This is a genomic window from Flavihumibacter stibioxidans (assembly GCF_014332695.1).
Lineage (GTDB): Bacteria > Bacteroidota > Bacteroidia > Chitinophagales > Chitinophagaceae > Flavihumibacter > Flavihumibacter stibioxidans.
In genome coordinates, this window is record NZ_MBUA01000012.1 from 162594 (window position 1) to 180607 (window position 18014).

The 18014-nt window shown below is 49.7% G+C and carries 15 protein-coding genes; 7 read left to right on the top strand and 8 right to left on the bottom strand.

Annotated features, from left to right (window positions below):
* Positions 1-8: 8 nt before the first annotated feature.
* A complete protein-coding gene (locus BC349_RS07840; RefSeq protein WP_187256201.1) occupies positions 9-1223 on the bottom strand; it encodes an alanine dehydrogenase in 1215 nt (404 codons plus the stop codon).
* Between the two features lie 39 nt (positions 1224-1262).
* Positions 1263-1694: a tRNA (adenosine(37)-N6)-threonylcarbamoyltransferase complex ATPase subunit type 1 TsaE gene (gene tsaE, locus BC349_RS07845; RefSeq protein ID WP_187256202.1), complete on the bottom strand. Its 432-nt coding sequence runs from the start codon at positions 1692-1694 to the stop codon at positions 1263-1265.
* Positions 1695-1837: 143 nt separating this feature from the next.
* Between tsaE and BC349_RS07850 the strand changes: the two genes are divergently transcribed.
* Both BC349_RS07850 and BC349_RS07855 read left to right on the top strand, forming a co-directional pair.
* Complete coding sequence (locus BC349_RS07850; protein ID WP_246456855.1) at positions 1838-3988, top strand: heavy metal translocating P-type ATPase; 2151 nt, start codon at positions 1838-1840, stop codon at positions 3986-3988.
* Positions 3989-4008: 20 nt separating this feature from the next.
* On the top strand, positions 4009-5913 hold the full coding sequence (locus tag BC349_RS07855; RefSeq protein WP_187256203.1) for a RecQ family ATP-dependent DNA helicase: 1905 nt from the start codon (positions 4009-4011) through the stop codon (positions 5911-5913).
* On the opposite strand, the gene BC349_RS07860 is transcribed toward BC349_RS07855, so the two are convergent.
* From BC349_RS07860 to BC349_RS07870, 3 genes are all read right to left on the bottom strand, one after another.
* Positions 5910-7814: an LTA synthase family protein gene (locus BC349_RS07860; RefSeq protein WP_222840119.1), complete on the bottom strand. Its 1905-nt coding sequence runs from the start codon at positions 7812-7814 to the stop codon at positions 5910-5912. The genes BC349_RS07855 and BC349_RS07860 overlap by 4 nt on opposite strands.
* A gap of 129 nt (positions 7815-7943) precedes the next feature.
* Positions 7944-9527: a helicase HerA-like domain-containing protein gene (locus tag BC349_RS07865; RefSeq protein WP_187256205.1), complete on the bottom strand. Its 1584-nt coding sequence runs from the start codon at positions 9525-9527 to the stop codon at positions 7944-7946.
* A 42-nt stretch (positions 9528-9569) separates the two neighbouring features.
* Positions 9570-9941: a co-chaperone GroES gene (locus tag BC349_RS07870; RefSeq protein ID WP_187256206.1), complete on the bottom strand. Its 372-nt coding sequence runs from the start codon at positions 9939-9941 to the stop codon at positions 9570-9572.
* A 123-nt stretch (positions 9942-10064) separates the two neighbouring features.
* Here BC349_RS07870 and BC349_RS07875 point away from each other — a divergent pair, with 123 nt between their 5' ends.
* Positions 10065-10769: a response regulator transcription factor gene (locus tag BC349_RS07875; RefSeq protein WP_187256207.1), complete on the top strand. Its 705-nt coding sequence runs from the start codon at positions 10065-10067 to the stop codon at positions 10767-10769.
* A gap of 54 nt (positions 10770-10823) precedes the next feature.
* On the opposite strand, the gene ruvB is transcribed toward BC349_RS07875, so the two are convergent.
* Positions 10824-11858: a Holliday junction branch migration DNA helicase RuvB gene (ruvB, locus tag BC349_RS07880; protein WP_187256208.1), complete on the bottom strand. Its 1035-nt coding sequence runs from the start codon at positions 11856-11858 to the stop codon at positions 10824-10826.
* A gap of 66 nt (positions 11859-11924) precedes the next feature.
* Here ruvB and BC349_RS07885 point away from each other — a divergent pair, with 66 nt between their 5' ends.
* Positions 11925-12353, top strand: a complete 429-nt coding sequence (locus BC349_RS07885) for a MarR family winged helix-turn-helix transcriptional regulator (protein ID WP_187256209.1) — start codon at positions 11925-11927, stop codon at positions 12351-12353.
* 81 nt (positions 12354-12434) lie between these two features.
* Here BC349_RS07885 and BC349_RS07890 read toward each other — a convergent pair whose 3' ends face one another.
* Together BC349_RS07890 and BC349_RS07895 are read right to left on the bottom strand one after the other, a co-directional pair.
* The gene (locus BC349_RS07890) at positions 12435-13649 is read right to left on the bottom strand and encodes an OmpA family protein (protein WP_187256210.1); all 1215 of its coding nucleotides are present in this window, start codon (positions 13647-13649) and stop codon (positions 12435-12437) included.
* Between the two features lie 146 nt (positions 13650-13795).
* Positions 13796-14494 carry a peptidoglycan DD-metalloendopeptidase family protein gene (locus BC349_RS07895; RefSeq protein ID WP_187256211.1) on the bottom strand — a complete coding sequence of 233 codons (699 nt, stop codon included), beginning with the start codon at positions 14492-14494 and terminating at the stop codon, positions 13796-13798.
* Between the two features lie 115 nt (positions 14495-14609).
* Between BC349_RS07895 and BC349_RS07900 the strand changes: the two genes are divergently transcribed.
* The 3 genes from BC349_RS07900 to BC349_RS07910 are packed head-to-tail and all read left to right on the top strand — an operon-like array spanning position 14610 to position 18008.
* A complete protein-coding gene (locus tag BC349_RS07900) occupies positions 14610-15938 on the top strand; it encodes an MFS transporter (RefSeq protein WP_187256212.1) in 1329 nt (442 codons plus the stop codon).
* A 9-nt stretch (positions 15939-15947) separates the two neighbouring features.
* Positions 15948-17126 carry a glycoside hydrolase 100 family protein gene (locus tag BC349_RS07905; RefSeq protein ID WP_187256213.1) on the top strand — a complete coding sequence of 393 codons (1179 nt, stop codon included), beginning with the start codon at positions 15948-15950 and terminating at the stop codon, positions 17124-17126.
* Between the two features lie 3 nt (positions 17127-17129).
* A complete protein-coding gene (locus tag BC349_RS07910; RefSeq protein WP_187256214.1) occupies positions 17130-18008 on the top strand; it encodes a carbohydrate kinase family protein in 879 nt (292 codons plus the stop codon).
* The last annotated feature ends 6 nt before the right edge of the window (positions 18009-18014 follow it).

The window sequence follows — 18014 nt, forward strand, 5'->3', positions numbered from 1 at the left end:
CCCCACCCTCACCTCCTGCTTGCAATCAGCAAATTGAGATCGGTAAATTTCAGGTTGAAACGCTGGCTGAGGTGGAAATGTGTAAGCGCCCCCTTAAAGAGATAGATACCGCTTCTCAGGTAAACCTTCTGCCAGATCAGGTTTTCAATACCACCTTCATCAGCCGCTTCCAGCAGAAGAGGCATCAGCACATTGCTGATACCATGAGAGGCGGTACGGGCAAAGCCCGACGGGATATTCGGCACGCAATAATGGATCACACCATATTTCATGAAAATCGGTTGTTCATGACTGGTAATCTCGGAAGTTTCGAAACAGCCGCCGGAGTCGATACTAACGTCAATGATCACACTGCCGGGGCGCATATTGCTGACCATTTCTTCCGTAACAACAATGGGGGCACGGCCGGTACTGCTGCCCATAGCGCCCACTGCCACCTCGCAGGTCTTTAACTGCTTGGCCAGTATCTTGGGTTCCAGCACGGATGTCCAGAGCCGGTGACCGATATTATTCTGAAGTTGTTTGAGCCGGTATATATTGTTGTCAAAAACTTTCACGGAAGCCCCCAGCGCGATGGCTGCCCTTGCGGCATATTCACCAACAATCCCGGCGCCGAGAATGATCACCTTGGATGGCGGGATGCCTGAAATACCTCCCAGCAGAACGCCCTTGCCATGGTTGGCCGAACCCAGGTACTGGCCTGCGATCAGCATCACCGCACTGCCAGCAATTTCACTCATGCTGCGTACGATGGGCAGCGAACCGCTTTCATCCTTTAACTGCTCAAAGCAGATGGCAGTGATCCTCTTTTCCATCATTTTCTCCAGCAATTCAGCCTTCAACAGGGTAATATGCATGGGCGAAATGATCACCTGGTTGGGTTGCAGGAAGGGAATATCTTCTTCCACTACCGGCGCACTTTTTACCAGTATGGGCGCTCGGTAGACCTCGGCCTTTTCATACACAATTTTAGCACCGGCTTCACTGTAGTCTTTGTCGCGGTAATGCGCTGCATCCCCGGCATTGTGCTCTATCACCACATGGTGGCCATTGCTTACCAATACCCCAACAGCATCCGGGGTAAGTGCCACCCGGTTTTCCTGGAAGGCGACTTCCTTTGGTATCCCGATATGTAATTGCGCCCCGATGGGTTTTACATCGAGGGTTTCCTCGAGGGTTTCGTAACTGAAGGAGTGACTGATGAAAGGTTTTTGCTGGGCCATGTGTTGATTAAGGAATAGTAAATTACAATTAAAACTGGTTTATCGGGCTGGTGCAGATGCCATGACCTGCAAATCAATGGTGCGCTGACCTGGTTCCCCGGCTACAATGGTCAGCCGGGCTGTATTATCAGGAAACAGGTGGGGAATTTTTTCGGGCCATTCCACAAAACACCAATGACCGCTGAACAAACAATCTTCCACGCCCGCATCTATGGCTTCGGCCTCATCCCTGAGCCTGTAACAGTCAATATGGTAAACAGGTCCGTCACTGGCCGGATATTCGTTGATGATGGAAAAAGTGGGACTGCCAACGGCAGCCTTTATACCGAGCTGGTCGCAAATAGCATGAACCAGGGTTGTTTTACCAGCCCCCATCGGCCCCGACAAAGCGATCACCCTGTTATTGCCCATAGCTTTCAGGATTTCTTCCGCCACTGCCGGTAATTCATTTAGTGAAAAGGTCCAATGCATATTGCAAATTTACATTTTTCACCATTCACCATTCACCATTCACCATTCACCGTATTGCAACTTGGTTTCCAAATTCCTCCAACAAATGCCACCGCCGGTGCCCGGCGCTTTCGTAAATTTGTATTTGCAACTGTTCATACCAAATGGAAAAGCAAATGGAAACAATTAACTGGAAAGTGGAAGGGATGTCCTGTGCCAATTGCGCACTTAGCGTTACCAAATACCTTGAAAAAGAAGGGATGAAAAACGTAAAGGTGAATCCGATCGACGGCGACGTACATTTCGAAGTGGTTGAACTGAACGACAATACACAAAAAAACCTGACCAAAGGGATAGAATCACTGGGCTATACGGTGGTGAACGAAAAGATGGCTGCCCAGGGCCACACCACCAAAAAAACCATGAACCGGTATCTGCGCTATATGTGGTGGTGCCTCCCCTTCACCCTCCTTCTGATGCTGCACATGGTACCCGGATTACATATCCACTGGCTGATGAACCCATGGGTACAATTTGCACTGAGCCTGCCGGTCTACCTGATCGGGATGTCCTTCTTTGGTAAAAGTGCCTGGAAAAGCATTGGTTCAGGAGCGCCCAACATGAATGTACTGATCACCATCGGCGCAACTGCCGCATTTTTTTACAGCCTGGCAGGAACGCTGCTGGGTCAGGCGGACCAGTACCTGTTTTATGAAACAGCGGCTGCCATTATCACCCTGGTCTTCCTGGGCAATTACCTGGAAGACATGTCCATCCAAAGCACCCAGCGGGAACTAAACAAACTGGCCCGTTCGCAAAAAGTAATGGCCAATATGATCGCTTTTGACGACAAGCACCAGGAGATCATTTTCCCGGTTGAAAATATTATCCTCAAAAGCGGGGACCTGATACTCATCAAAAACGGCGAACAGGTGCCGGCCGACAGCAAGATCCTCTGGGGCACTGCAAGTGTCAACGAATCCATCATCACGGGGGAAAGTATGCCGGTAGAAAAAAAGCAGAAGGACAAACTCATTGGCGGCAGCCTGTTGATTGAAGGCACGGTGAAGGCACAGGTGATGGCATCGGCGGATCAATCTGTGCTGGCCAATATCATTAACCTGGTGAAAAAAGCCCAGGGCGACAAACCTCCCGTTCAGAAGATGGCCGACAGAATCAGTGCCATATTTGTTCCGATCGTCATAGGTATAGCGGTACTGACTTTCATTGGCAACTATATCGCACTGGCCGGCAGTTCAGAACATGTTTTCAGGGATGCACTGATGAGAAGCATCGCCGTGCTCGTGATTGCCTGCCCCTGTGCAATGGGGCTGGCCACTCCCGCCGCCATCGCTGTAGGACTCGGCCGCGCAGCCCGCAATGGCATCCTTTTCCGCAATGCCAGGTCACTGGAAGCATTCAAAAACATCAGCCAGGTGGTGTTTGATAAAACCGGCACACTTACCACAGGCGAATTCAACATCTCGGCATTTAAAGCCATCGGTGTGGAGGAAGAAGAATTTAAAAGGATCGCCTATTCACTGGAGAAATTCTCCAACCACCCTATTGCAAAAAGCATTTCCAAAGAATGGCTTACCAGCAATACCCTGCGATGGAGCAGGATCGAGGAAGCAAAAGGAAAAGGCATGTACGGCCTCAGCAAGGACGGTGACGAATACCTGGCTGGATCCTATTCAACTGCGTCTGCGCATACCAGTGAGGACCATCACAATATTTACATCCTTCGAAACAACCAGCTTATCGGCTGGATTGATGTGAAAGATGAAATAAGGGAAGAAGCCAGGGCTGTGGTGAACTATCTCCATAGCAGGAATGTAAAAACAATCTTACTCAGCGGAGACCGCCAGGCAAAATGTGACCAGATGGCGAAGGAACTGGGCATTGATACCGTGATCGCAGAAAAATCTCCGGAAGAAAAATTACAGATCATTGAATCCCTGAACAGGGAGACTCCAACCGCCATGGTTGGCGATGGCATCAATGACGCACCGGCGCTTGCCAAAGCAACCATCGGCATATCACTCAGCGAAGCATCGCAGGTGGCCATGCAGACCGCGGATGTGGTTTTGATGAATCACGGACTCAAGAACCTGCCCCTGGCACTTGGCCTGGGAAAACATACCCTCATCACCATCAGGCAAAATCTATTCTGGGCATTTGCCTATAATATTGTAGCCATACCGGTTGCTGCATTCGGTTTGCTGACGCCCACCATCGGTGCTCTTGTGATGGGACTAAGTGATGTTGTCCTCGCGGTCAACTCTGTGCGCCTGTTTGTGAAGAAAACCACCTGAGTACTGCTGAATTAAAACTTATGGAGGAGGGGCTGATAAAAAGGATACTGAAGGAATACTGGGGGCATGAGGAATTCAGGCCGCTGCAGGAAGACATCATACTGTCTGCCCTTGCCGGCAATGATACCCTTGCACTGCTTCCAACCGGAAGCGGAAAATCAGTTTGCTTCCAGGTTCCGGCACTGGCAAAGGATGGAATTTGCCTGGTGATCAGTCCGTTGATCGCACTCATGAAAGACCAGGTGCAGCAACTCCGGAAAAAGGGAATATCAGCCCTGGCCCTTCATACCGGTATGCCCTACAAGGAAGTGATGAAAACGCTGGAACTGGCCCTCAATGAAAAGGTAAAACTGCTTTATGTTTCACCCGAAAGAATTCAGACAAGGCTGTTCCGTGATTTTCTTCCCTCTTTACCGATAAGCCTGGTTGCTGTTGATGAAGCACATTGCGTATCACAATGGGGCTATGATTTCAGGCCAAGTTACCTGAAGATCGCAAGCTTACGGGAATCACTACCCGAAGTTCCCATCCTTGCATTAACTGCCTCTGCCACACCGATGGTACAGGCTGATATTGTGCAGCAATTACAGCTCCGTAAGCCCACCATCATCAGGGGTTCTTTCGAAAGGGAAGCACTTTCCTACAGTTGCTTTGAGGAAGACAACAAACTCAGTAAACTGACCACCATACTGCAGCAGGTGCCGGGCTGCGGCATTGTTTATTGTAAAAGCAGGAAACGCACGGTGGATGTATGCCGCCACCTTCAGGAGAAAGGAATTCCGGCTACCTATTACCATGCGGGACTTGATCAGGAAGACCGGCATGAAAGACAACATCTCTGGACCAGTAACCAGGTCAGGGTTATTGTCAGTACCAATGCTTTCGGGATGGGCATCGACAAGCCCGATGTCAGGACAGTGGTGCACTATGATGTTCCAGACTGCCTGGAAAATTATTACCAGGAAGCCGGCAGGGCTGGCCGCGACAGACAGAAGGCATTTGCTGTACTCCTGTACAACCAGCAGGAACTGGATGAACTCCAAAGCCAGCTGGAAAAAAAATTCCCCACCCTTGAAACCATCAGGAATGTTTACCAGGCTGTTGCCGATTTTCTCCAGATTCCCTCAGGTATGGGGGAAGGGAATTCCTATGATTTTGATCTAACCCTGTTTTGCAACAATTTCCATTTTGACCGTGTAACCGCCATCAACGCCCTGCAGACCTTGCAGGCCGAAGGATATTGCGCATTAAATGAATCGGTCTTCATTCCACCCAGGGTACAATTTACCTGCGACCGCCATTGGCTGGAAACCATCGAAACCCAGCATCCCGATCTCGAGCCTTTGATCACAACCATGCTCCGTCATTATGAAGGGATTTTCTCCTACCCTGCCATAATCAGTGAATTATCCCTGGCAAGGTTACTCAGGAAAGACAAGGAGGCCATCAGGACTGATCTCCAAAAACTGCACTATTACGGCATCATCCGGTATGAAGCATTGAAGGACCAGCCCCAGCTATTGCTGCTGACCGAAAGGGTAAAAGCGGCCAATATCAGGATAGACCAGGCAGCATTCAATAAACGCAAGGAACTGGCCAGGGAGAGGCTAAAACAATTCCAGTCTTATATCAGGGGTAATCAGTGCCGGAGTACTTTCATCGGCAAATATTTTGGCGATGAAAACATCCGACCCTGCGGCATATGTGACAACTGCCTGAAACAAAAAAAGAAACAGGTATCCACGCATCAGTTAAGCACGGATATACTGGCGTTATTAAATGACAAAGCACGTTCTGCGGAGTCAGTCAAAAAGCAACTGCCATATCCATGTGATGACGAGGCCTTCCGGAAAGCCGTCACCTTACTTCAGGCAGAGCAATTAATCATCATCAGCATTGAGGGCGAATTGAAGCGCAGGAGCTAAAATTTAAATGAGCCATGGTCCAGCATCCAGGCAGCTCCCTGAAAATATGAAATGGCTTCTTCCTTCATCTGGGTATCCATTGGAATCGGCTTCACATTCCCTGTCCTGAATTCAGGCTCATACATGCGCACTTCTTTCCTGGGCGACAGTACCACCATTTTACCATTCTTTACATAAGCAATATCCTGGTAATTGACCAGCAGCAATCGCTCCCTTCCGTTTTCCAGCCTGAACATATCATAGCCGAAGAATTTCGATTCGTAAGGCAGGTTCAGCAATCCCAGGATTGTAGGCGGGATATCGATCTGGCTGGTGAGGCGTTCAAACTTCTGAGGTTTTACTATACCCGGTGCAAATATCCAGGCCGGAATATGGTAACGGTTCAGCGGCATATCCGTGCGGCCACTGCTGGATGCGCAGTGATCGGCAATTATTACAAAAACGGTATGCTTAAACCAGGGTTTGTTTTTGGCTTCTTTCAGGAATTTATCAACGGCATAATCGGTGTACTGCAAACTTCCCTCGCGAAGTTTCATGGAAGGCGGAATGCTCACACGACCTTCGGGATAAGTATATGGCCGGTGATGGGAAACGGTCATGATATGTTCAAAGAATGGTTTCCCGTCACCATAACTTTTATCCATTTCTTTGATGGCCTGGGTATAAAGGTCTTCATCACATACACCCCAGGCTGTTTCATGGTGTATGGAATCAGCCGGGATGGCATCTTCATCCACTACCTCATAACCATTTTTTCCAAAGAAGTCGCCCATATTGTCAAAATAGCTGTTCCCGCCATAGACATATTTACAATCATACCCGTTCTGCTTCAGCACTTCACCAATGGTGAACAGTCCGGATGAGGTCGGCAGTCGTTTAACCACCGATTGTCCGGGTGTTGGCGGCAATCCGGTACTTAAGGCCTCAAGTCCACGTACGGTGCGCGTTCCCGAAGCATACAGGTTGGTAAAGAAGATGCTCTCATTCACAAGGGAATCCAGTGTGGGCGTTATTTTGGGAATATAACCCATGGCCTGCCTGATCACCTCGGGATACTGACGATTGTGGTATTCTTCAAAATAACCCAGGAATTCAGCACTCAGGCTTTCAATACTGATCAGTACTACATTGTATTTCTCCGGCTTCCCTGCAGGCTCAATGTGCCGGGTCAGGTCTGTTTCACTTTTCCCGGTAAAGTTTGCACCGGGTTCACGCAACAACTGGCGCAGGGTTTTGAACACTTTATGTTCATCCTGGTTCGCATAGAAATCCAGGTAAGGCATGGAGTTCTTCCTGAAAGCATTCCCAAACTGGTAAAGTCCGTTCCCTGCCAGTTCATTGTTCAGTTTATTGGCAGAAAAATTCCTGAATCCATCGTCCACCAGGAAGAAATTGAGCAGTCCGGCCGCAACAACAAGCATTATAAACCCAAGTCGGCTGAAAATGCCGGCAGGTGCACTTTTTGAATGAATCGTTTTCCTGATGGCGAACCAGGATAAAAATGTGATCAGTGCCAGGCCCGAAAAGATGGCTGGCAAGGGATAGGATTGCTGGATATTTTTCCAAACCTCATTGGTGTAAATAAGGTAATCAACCGCGATAAAGTTATAGCGAACCGCGAACTCATTCCAGAACAGCCATTCTGACAAGGCATTGAAGAGCAACACCAGCAGGTTGAGAATAAAAAAAGTATGGGAAAATATCCTTCCGGGCCTGCTGTTCAGAAAGCGCTGGGATACCAGTCCCACCACCAACAACATCGGAATGCTGAAATACAAGGCAGCTACGGCATCGTACAATAACCCGATCAGGAAGGGGGAAACAATATCAACAGGCGACCAGGACAAATCCCCGGCCGAATAAACCAACAATGCCAGCCTGGTCAGAAAGCTGATGGACATAAAAACAAGTATCAGAACCCACCAAAGGCGAAATCGTTGTAGAAGCTGTCGGTTTAACTGCATGTCGGCAAATTATAATTTCTCCTGTTTCATAGATGTGATAAATATCACCCCCAACCCTGAATGCCGCTACCAGAGGCTTTTCTTACGGCTCCTGCCACCCAGTCCCAGCGCACCCAGCAAGGTCCGGGTAATAACGCTGGCGGCAGTGCGTCCAACCTGGCGGGCCGCTGAACTGTCAAGCATTTCCTCTATGACGGATTTATCTTCTTTTGTACGGCGACCGGTTTCCTTCTGTGCCTGCGCAGCGGCCTTCGCCGCTTCTTTTTCAGCTTTTTCCTTTTCAGCAATGCCTGCTGCTTCCTCCAGTTTTGCGGTCAGCATCTCATGGGCACTTTCACTGTCGATATCCTGGTTATACTTTTTAACCAGTTTACTGGAACCAATAATTCCGCTTATTTCCTGATCGGTGAGGATATCCATCCGGCTTCTCGGGGAAATCAGCAAGACATGGGCCAGCGGCGTCGGAATGCCCTTTTCATTCAGCATCGTCACCAGCGCTTCACCAATACCCAGTTGTGTGATCAATTCGTCGGTTTTATAAAACTCCGTTTCCGGATAATTCTCGGCAGTCTGTTTGATCACTTTACGGTCCGCTGCGGTAAAGGCCCGCAGCGCATGTTGTACTTTAAGACCCAGTTGCCCCAACACATCCTTTGGTACATCCATGGGGTTTTGGGTACAGAAAAAGACACCTATCCCTTTGGAACGGATCAGTTTGATGATTGTTTCAATCTGTTGCAGCAATGCCTCACTGGCTTCCTGGAAAATCAGGTGCGCTTCATCAATAAAGAGCACCAGTTTGGGTTTGTCCATATCCCCTTCTTCCGGGCTGGAGCCATACAGTTCGGCCAGCAGTTGCAACATAAAGGTGGAAAACAGTTTGGGACGGTCCTGCAGATCAGTGACCCTTAAAATGGAAATCATTCCCCTGCCATCATCAGAAATCCTCATCAGGTCATCCACTTCAAAACTTTTCTCTCCGAAAAACTGATCGGCTCCCTGTTGCTGCAGTTCGATCACCTTGCGCAGGATGGTTCCGGTTGAAGTGGTTGATATTTTGCCATAATCCTTCTCCAGCTCAGCCTTTCCTTCTGCACTGATATATTGAAGAACCTTGATAAAATCCTTCAGATCCAGCAATGGCAGCCGGGTATCATCGCACCATTTAAAGATCATGGCCACCAATCCTGCCTGGGTATCATTCAGCCCTAGTATCTTACTCAGCAGCACAGGACCGAACTCACTAACGGTGGCCCGTAAGCGAACTCCGGGTTCATCGCTGAGCGACAGGAGTTCAACGGGGTAGGCCGCAGGTTCGTAATTCAAATTCAGGTGCTGGTATCTTTCCTTTATTTTATCATTTGCCACACCGGCCGCCGCGATGCCACTCAGGTCACCCTTGATGTCCATCAGCAAAACCGGAACACTGTTATCACTCAGCACTTCTGCAAGTATCTGCAGGGTTTTTGTTTTACCGGTTCCTGTGGCACCGGCGATAAGCCCGTGCCTGTTCATGGTTTTCAGCGGAAGCAGGATATCCGCTTCCGGAACAGGATGTCCATCCAGCATTCCGACACCTATTTTGGCGGCATCGCCTTTAAATGTATACCCCTTCTTAATGGTTTCGATAAAACTATTGGTATCTGGCATCTGATAAGTTTGGTAAGAAAGATAAAGGAATTATTGATCCGGCTATAAATCTTCCTCGCGTTCCAGCATAAGGATGGCACTTTGGGGCACGATAAAGTATTTCTCGCCTTCATACATCACTTCTGTAGCGCCGCTGACCAGGAAGATGGCAAGGTCTCCTTCGCGGGCCTGGAGGGGAATGTATTTAACCTGATCTTCGGTTTGTTTCCAGGACTCTTCCTCGGGCGGAGCTGGAATGGCATATCCGGGTCCGGTTCTGATCACATAACCCTGCTGCACTTTTTCTTTTTCCTGAACGCCTGGCGGGAGATAAAGTCCGCTGGCAGTTTGTTCATTGGGTCTTGAGGGCCTGATCAGGACCCTGTCGCCGATGACAATCAGCTTTTTGAGTTTACTGTCTGGGGTAATAAGCATAAGATATCTTTGAAAACACAAAAATATGGACTGGAACCTTTACTGTATTAACAAAACATTATCCCCCTTTGGTAAGCGGGTAGAAATGATTTAATTTTATTTTATCACCATAAAAAATTAGCCATGGAAGAAAAGAAAGCGAAAATACTGTTGTGCGAAGACGATCAGAACCTTGGACTGGTATTGAAAAATTACCTGGAGTTGAATGATTTTGACGTGGTGCTGGAAAGGGATGGCCGTCTGGGACTGGCAGCTTTCCAGAGAGAAAAATTCGACCTCTGCCTGCTTGATGTGATGATGCCCAATATGGATGGTTTTTCACTGGCAGAAGAGATCCGTGATATCGACCCTGATATTCCCTTGTTTTTTCTGAGCGCCAAAACCATGAAGGAGGATATTATCCAGGGGTACAAGCTCGGGGCAGATGATTATATCACCAAGCCTTTTGACAGCGAAGTATTGCTGATGAAGATCAAGGCAATCCTCAAGCGCAACGAGGAACTGAACAAGGAAACTGAAAACAAGGAGTTTGACCTGGCGAGTTTTCATTTCAACCCAAAGCTGCGTGAACTGAGTCATAACGGCCAGACACAGACCCTGTCGCCCAAGGAGAATGAATTATTGAAAATGCTTTGCGAACACATGAATGACCTCCTGCCGCGTGACCAGGCCCTGAAAAAAATCTGGGGCAGTGACACTTATTTCAATGGCCGCAGTATGGATGTTTATATTGCCAAGCTCCGTAAATACCTCAAGGAAGATAACACCATCGAAATCGTTAACATACATGGGAACGGTTTCAGGCTGGTGGTGCCGACAACGGCATAAAATAAAAAAAAGCAACCGCCAGAAACGGTTGCTTTTTTATTTAAGTCAAAACAATCAGACATCAAATAAATTCGGCCCTTCTTCCCTTCTAGGCCTTTTACCCAAATGCTCATAGGCTTTCGCCGTTACTTCACGGCCGCGGGGTGTGCGCTGGATAAATCCTTCCTGGATCAGGAATGGTTCATATACTTCTTCCAGGGTTCCGGCCTCTTCCCCAACAGCAGTGGCAATGGTGGTGATGCCCACCGGCCCTCCCTTGAATTTCTCTATGATGGTAGACAGTATCCGGTTGTCCATCTCATCCAGTCCATGTTCATCCACGTTCAGGGCAGTCAGCGCATGACGTGTTATACCGATATCTATCTGGCCATCGTTCAGTACCATGGCAAAATCGCGAACCCTGCGCAGAAGGCCGTTGGCAATACGCGGGGTACCCCTGCTGCGGCGCGAGATCTCGGCTGCCGCCTCTTTGGAAATGGGCGCATTCAGCAATCCGGCCGAACGGATAATGATCTTTTCAAGGACCGTTGAATTATAATATTCAAGACGCGATTTAATGGCAAACCTCGACAGCAAAGGGGCAGTTAACAGGCCACTTCTGGTGGTAGCGCCAATCAGGGTGAAAGGATTCAGGTTGATCTGTATGCTGCGTGCATTCGGGCCGCTGTCGATCATGATATCTATGCGGTAATCTTCCATGGCAGCATAGAGGTATTCCTCCACCACCGTGCTCAGGCGATGGATCTCATCGATGAACAGTACGTCATTTGGCTCCAGGTTGGTGAGAAGTCCCGCCAGATCTCCCGGCTTTTCAATAACCGGTCCCGAGGTTTCCCTGATATGCACACCCATCTCGGTGGCTACGATTCTGGAAAGAGTGGTCTTTCCCAATCCGGGCGGACCATGAAACAGTACATGATCCAGCGCCTCTCCCCTGATTCTAGCTGCCTTGATAAAAATTTTCAGGTTTTCGATGATCTGGGGCTGGCCGGCAAAATCGTCGATCTCTTTGGGTCGCAGCGCATTCTCAAACTCCTTTTCCGCGGAATTCTGCGGCTTCTCTTCGGGATGTAGATTCTGATTCAACATGGCAGGATCAATATTATAAAATATATTTTATTGCATGTACAAATAAATCGGTGCAATTTTGCAGGAATGAAAACATCGGAGAGCAGGTACCACAAATGCATGTATTTTGCCAGCGGTTCACTGGCCAGAAAAATTGAAAAACTGGCCATTGACTGCTGGAAAAAACTGGGATTGGCACCCAGCCATGCCTACCTGCTGATGATTGTCCTGGAAGAACCGGGCATGCAGCCCGGGGTTCTGGCCGAAGAGCTGCAACTCAGTCCCAGTACCGTTACCAGGCTCATCGAAAAACTGGAAGAAAAAAAACTGGTGGTCCGGACCTCTGAAGGGAAGATCACCAATGTTTATCCGACCCCAAAAGGAAAGGAACTGGGGCCGCAACTGAAATCCTGTGCGACCGAATTCAATGAAACCTATTCCGCCATCCTGGGCAAAGAAGAAAGTGCCCGGCTCATCCAGAGCATAAACCGCATTACAGACAAACTTCCCTCCTGACGCAGGCATTAATTGTACATACAAGTACAAAAAAAGTGGCGCGGTTTGCGCCACCTTTTATCCGGGAAATTTATCCGACACTTATTTTTCCCTCAGCTGAACTGAAATCCTCCTGTCAACCCTCCGATCTTCGTCCGATGCTTCTTCTGCAACTTTGGCCAGTTCCTCGCCATACCCCTCTGCACCCACCAGTTGGGTTGCGGCGGCACCGGCGGATGTAATGGCCGCCAACACTGCATCTGCCCTTTCCTGGCTGAGTTTTTTGTTGGCTACAGCATCACCGGTTTTGTCAGTATAACCACCGATCTTGATCCTTGCTTTGGGATATGCTTTCAGGATGCTCACAATATTCTGCACCTGGGCCATACTTTCTGCAGTAAGCCTCGCACTGCCCACTTCGAAATTAATATTGTCGAAGTCAAACCACTTATCCCGTCCGGCCACGCAGGCGGCATCGTTCAGACAGGCTACCAGCTGGTCTTCAATACCACCCTTGTAGGCATTGATTTCTGTACCGTCGGCCAGTTTCACTTTCAGTGATTCACGTGCAGGCTGCGCAGTGGTTACCGGTGCGGGTTCCGGAACGGCAACAACCGGTGCTTCCACTTTCGCTTCTTCTTTATGGTCAGCGCCGCATCCTTTCATGATGTACAAAAGCAGGGCCACAGCCGCCAGACCCAGCAACAGGGGCATCAGCCAGCTACCCGATCTTTTGGGCTCTTCATGTACAGCATGCGCAGTGGGAGCAGCTCCGGGCTTGGCGGCACCCAAACCCAGCAAACCGCCGATATTGAGACCGCCGGGCAAAGCATTCAGCAGACCGGGCTTCTGTTCGCGGAGCATGGATAATAATCCGGAACCAGACAGGTTGTTTTCTCCGGCATGTTTTCCCAGCAGGCCCAATGCAAGCGGCAGGACGGATCCCAACAACGAGGCTGCAGAAGATCCTTTGATGCCGGCGAACTGTGCAATGGCATTGGCGATACCGCCGACTTTATCTCCGAATATGCCATGCAACAGGCCCGGGGAAGAATCCGGTATCCCGCCGCCACCGGTGCTGAAGGCATTGGAAAGGTTTCCCAATATGCCGCTGTCCATTGCCTTACGGGCAAGATCAAGCACCATATCGCCGCCGCCGGACTCTGCTTTTGAAGTAATACCTAACAATGCCGATGGAACCAGTCCACCAATTGCTTTTCCAACTGATTCATTTGATTCGCCGAGGTAGTTAGCTGCTTTACCAATGAGGTCAGGCGTCAGAAAGCCTTTTACCGCATCCAGAATGTTGAACGACATAAAGTCCGATTTAAAGGTGATAAATAGGTAGTTTCCCCAGGGCAGGTTGCTACAATCAGGACCTTTGTCAGAGCTATCACAAATTAAAGAAAATTGCTATCCGGAAGGGTGACCCTGATAACAATCATATTTTTTTAATGCAGCGGTCAAACCGCAGGAAGGAATTTATTCAATTGAAGAATAAGGTCAGGGTCAGGGCAATTTTCCAGCCATTGATGTCGCTCAGAGAGGCGGCATACCCCCGGATAATCGCCTTCCCGGAGGCCCATATCAGAGATCACCTGAAAATGCAGATGGGGTGGCCAGTGGCCATTTTCTGCGGGCATTCCGAAATGGGCTATTTCCTGGCCCCGGCTGATATACTGGCCTGCAGCCACCTGACGGATATCATTAAGCGAAATATGGCCGTAAAGGGTATAAAAAGGGATGCCTTCCAACTGGTGCAGGACTATCATTGTGGCGCCATAATCACCCAGGCGGTCATTATATGCGGTACTGTGAACCATGCCACCCATAAACGCATAAACCGGGGTTCCTGCAGGCCCCCAGATATCGGTTCCCAGGTGAAGCCGACGGGGTTCCATTTCTCCGTCGAACAATTCACTCCGCTGGTACATACCCCTTAATTCATCATATCCGCCCAGGAGAAAATCAGCGTGTTTTTGTTGCCTGAGTTCATCCATGAATGCCACAAACCTGTTTTCATCGGCCGCTATTCCTGCCGGAAGTTCACCACCTTCGGAAAGGTCGAGCCTGGCCAGTTTCCCGGCCGAAGAGTCGAATGAAATGACCGGGTAAAATCCCGGCTGATGACGCTGTAACAGGCTTGTCAGGGGTGAAATCATACCTGCAAATATAACGCAACGGTTTGCTGTGGAGATTTTCCCGGTGTAATCCTTTCAAAGCAGCAGGAATACACATCGGAATACATATTTTTAAGCACCAAACCAACGATCGCTTATGCATTTCCCCAAGCCCCGGCTTTCCTTCTGGCAGATCATCAATATGAATGTTGGCTTTTTCGGTATCCAGTACAGTTTCGGTTTGCAGCAGACAGCTATCAATCCACTGTATACCTTCCTCGATGCCCGGCCGGAAGAACTACCCATCCTGAACCTGGCCGGACCAATGACCGGCCTGCTGATACAGCCGGTAATCGGGGCCCTGAGCGACCGGACCTGGCATCCCCGCTGGGGCAGAAGAAAGCCCTACTTCCTGATCGGCGCCGTCTTCTGCAGCCTTTGCCTTTTTGCTTTCCCCTTCAGCCGGGCATTATGGATGGCTGCAGGATTACTGTGGATACTGGATGCGGCCAACAATACTGCCATGGAGCCTTACCGGGCATTCATAGCCGATAAACTGAATGAGCAGCAACAACCCATGGGCTTCCTGACCCAGAGTTTCTTCACCGGACTGGGCATTACGCTTGCCAACCTGTCACTTGGTTTTTTCAAGGAAATGATCGACGGAAAAGCAGCGTCTGGAATTCCCTACTGGGTATATGGTTCCTTTTTTGTCGGCGGCGTTTGTTCCATACTGTCAGTACTATGGTCAGTGATCAAAACACCGGAAATTCCTCCCAGCCCTGAGGAATTGCAGGCCCTGCGGGCAAAAAAGAACGGGGTGATGGAACCGCTGAAGGAGATCATCCACGCCATCAGGGAAATGCCTTCGGTGATGTGGCAGCTGTCCCTTGTTTACCTGTTCCAGTGGTATGCCATGTTCTGCTACTGGCAGTTTGTATCACTCAGTATTGCCAAATCCATTTACAAGACCGATGCCAGCACTCCCCTGTATGAGGAAGCCGTGGTACTGGCCGGAAAAGTGAATGGCTTTTATAATATCGTCACCTTTCTTTCAGCGTTCGGACTGGTTTGGCTGGCCAACCGGTTCAGTGCCAAAATGGTGCATGTGCTTTGCCTGCTGATGGCCGCAGCAGCCCTGCTGGTATTTCCGCATATTTCAAACCCTTCCCTCCTGTACGCTCCCATGGTCGGTTTCGGCATTGCCTGGGCCAGCATGATGGGAGTTCCCTATATCATGGTGGTAAGCAGCATTCCCAAGGAACGTTATGGCGTTTATATGGGCATCATCAACATGATGATCGTGATCCCGATGATACTGCAGACACTGTCTTTTGGGTGGGTGTACAAAGCATTCCTCGGAAGCAATCCATCCAACGCCATCAGTTTCGCAGGCATCTTATTACTGCTGGCGGCCCTTGCCACCATTCGCGTAAAAAGCACACGTTCCTCATCAACCGTAGTACCTGCCGGAGGCGGACATTAAACAGATACCATGATCAATTTTAGCGCATATACTTCCTCGTTAGATCTACTGAAAAAGGCATCAACCGGTTTCGGCTTTGTTGCCAGTGTGCAGGAGCACGACAATTACAGGCGGATATGGACCCGCGATGGCACCATCAACAGTCTGGCGGCGCTGCTCAGCGGAGAACCGGAACTCATCGACACGGCCCGGGCTACCATCAGGACGATTTTTGCCCACCAGCACCGCACCGGGTTCATGCCTTCCAATGTCACCCCTTCCGGTGGTGTCAGCTATGGAGGTACAGTTGGCAGGGCCGACAATCCCAGCTGGGCAGTTATCGGGCTTTGCCAGTTTGCCCTCATGCAAAACGAATCCGATTTCGCCTTCAAATACCTTACCCAGGTTGAAAAATGTTTTTCGGTTATGGATGCCTGGGAGTTCAACGGGAAACATCTTATTTATGTTCCCCAGAGCGGCGACTGGGCAGATGAATACATTCAGCACGGTTATATCCTGTTCAACCAGTTGCTCAGGATCTGGGCGCTGCGGCTGGCGGGAGATGTTTTTGACAGGAAGGACTGGAAGGAAAATGCAGCGGTCATCACTTCGGTGGTACAAGCGAATTTCTGGAACAGCCTGGAGGCTCAAAAGCTTTATGCACCTAACCTGGCACACCAGCTCGAACATGCCCCCCTTGATTTCTGGTTCATGGGATTCAACCCCTCGCGCATATATTCACAGTTCGACCTTCAGGCCAATATCCTCGCGCTGTTGCTGGGCATCGGTAATGCTGAGCAGGACAATATCCTTCTCGAATTACTGACCGGATTCTTTCATAAAAAACAGAACCTGCTGCCCTCCTTTTTTCCGAACATCGGCTTTGATGATCCCGACATGCAGGAGCTGCAGCACAACTACGCTTTTACCTTCCGTAACCTGCCCGGGGAATTCCACAACGGTGGTTTATGGCCGGTATGGAATGGCTGGCTGGCAGCTGCGCTTTGTGTAAAAAACCGCAACGCCCTGGCACGCGACATCACTGCCAAAATAGAAACAGCCAACAGTCTGAACAACCATGAATACAACGAATGCCTTCATGGGGAAACGGGCCAGCCAATCGGCGTGCCGCATTGCGCCTGGAGTGCAGGAGGCCATATTCTGGCAATTAATTACCTGGAAGGAAAAAGATTGTTCACCTTAGAATAGTTTATGGAATCACCTTTTGTACTGGCCATCGGAGAAGCCCTGATCGACGCTGTGTCTACTTCCTTTGTAGATGACCTTTCGCAGGCAAGGGAACTCGAACTGAAACCCGGCGGCAGCCCGGCTAATTTCTGCCGGTTCCTGAATCAACTGGGTACACCGGCAAAACTGGTAGCGGCATTGGGCAATGACGGCCTGGCAAAAATCATCCTTGATGACATGCATGCCAAAGGGATTGACACCAGTCATGTACAGCAGGTCCCCGATCACGCCACCACCATCATTTTGGTTGGAAAAAGCAAGGGCACTCCGGACTTCCTGCCCTATCGTGGTGCCGACCAGCATATCAGACCGGTTGATACAGAATTGATCAGCCAATGCAGCGTCATTCACAGCACTGCCTTTGCGCTGAGCAGGGAACCCGCGCAATCAAACATTCTAACGGCCATGCATAGAGCAAAAGATGAAGGCCGGCAGATTAGTGTAGACTGGAATTACGCGGAAAAGATCTGGGGAATCGGCAACAATGCAAAAGCTGTTTTCCATGAAATCACCCGCCTGAATCCGCTTCTTAAATTCAGTCTGGATGATGCGGAAAGATTTACCGGGCAGCCACTTGACGCCGGCGGGGCCATGCAATTCCTGGAGCAGTTCAACAATTCCGTCACCTGCCTTACCTGTGGTGCCGATGGTGTCTGGTACAGGAAAGAACAACAGGCCTGGCAGCATGCGAAAGCAAAACCGGTACAGGTAAAAGACAGCACCGGGGCAGGCGATTCCTTCTGGGCGGGATTCATCCATGCCTGGCTTCGGGACGCGCCTTTGCATGCCTGTATTGACAACGCTTTGGCAACGGCCGCGAAGCGACTGGAAGGTCATTTATAATTTTCA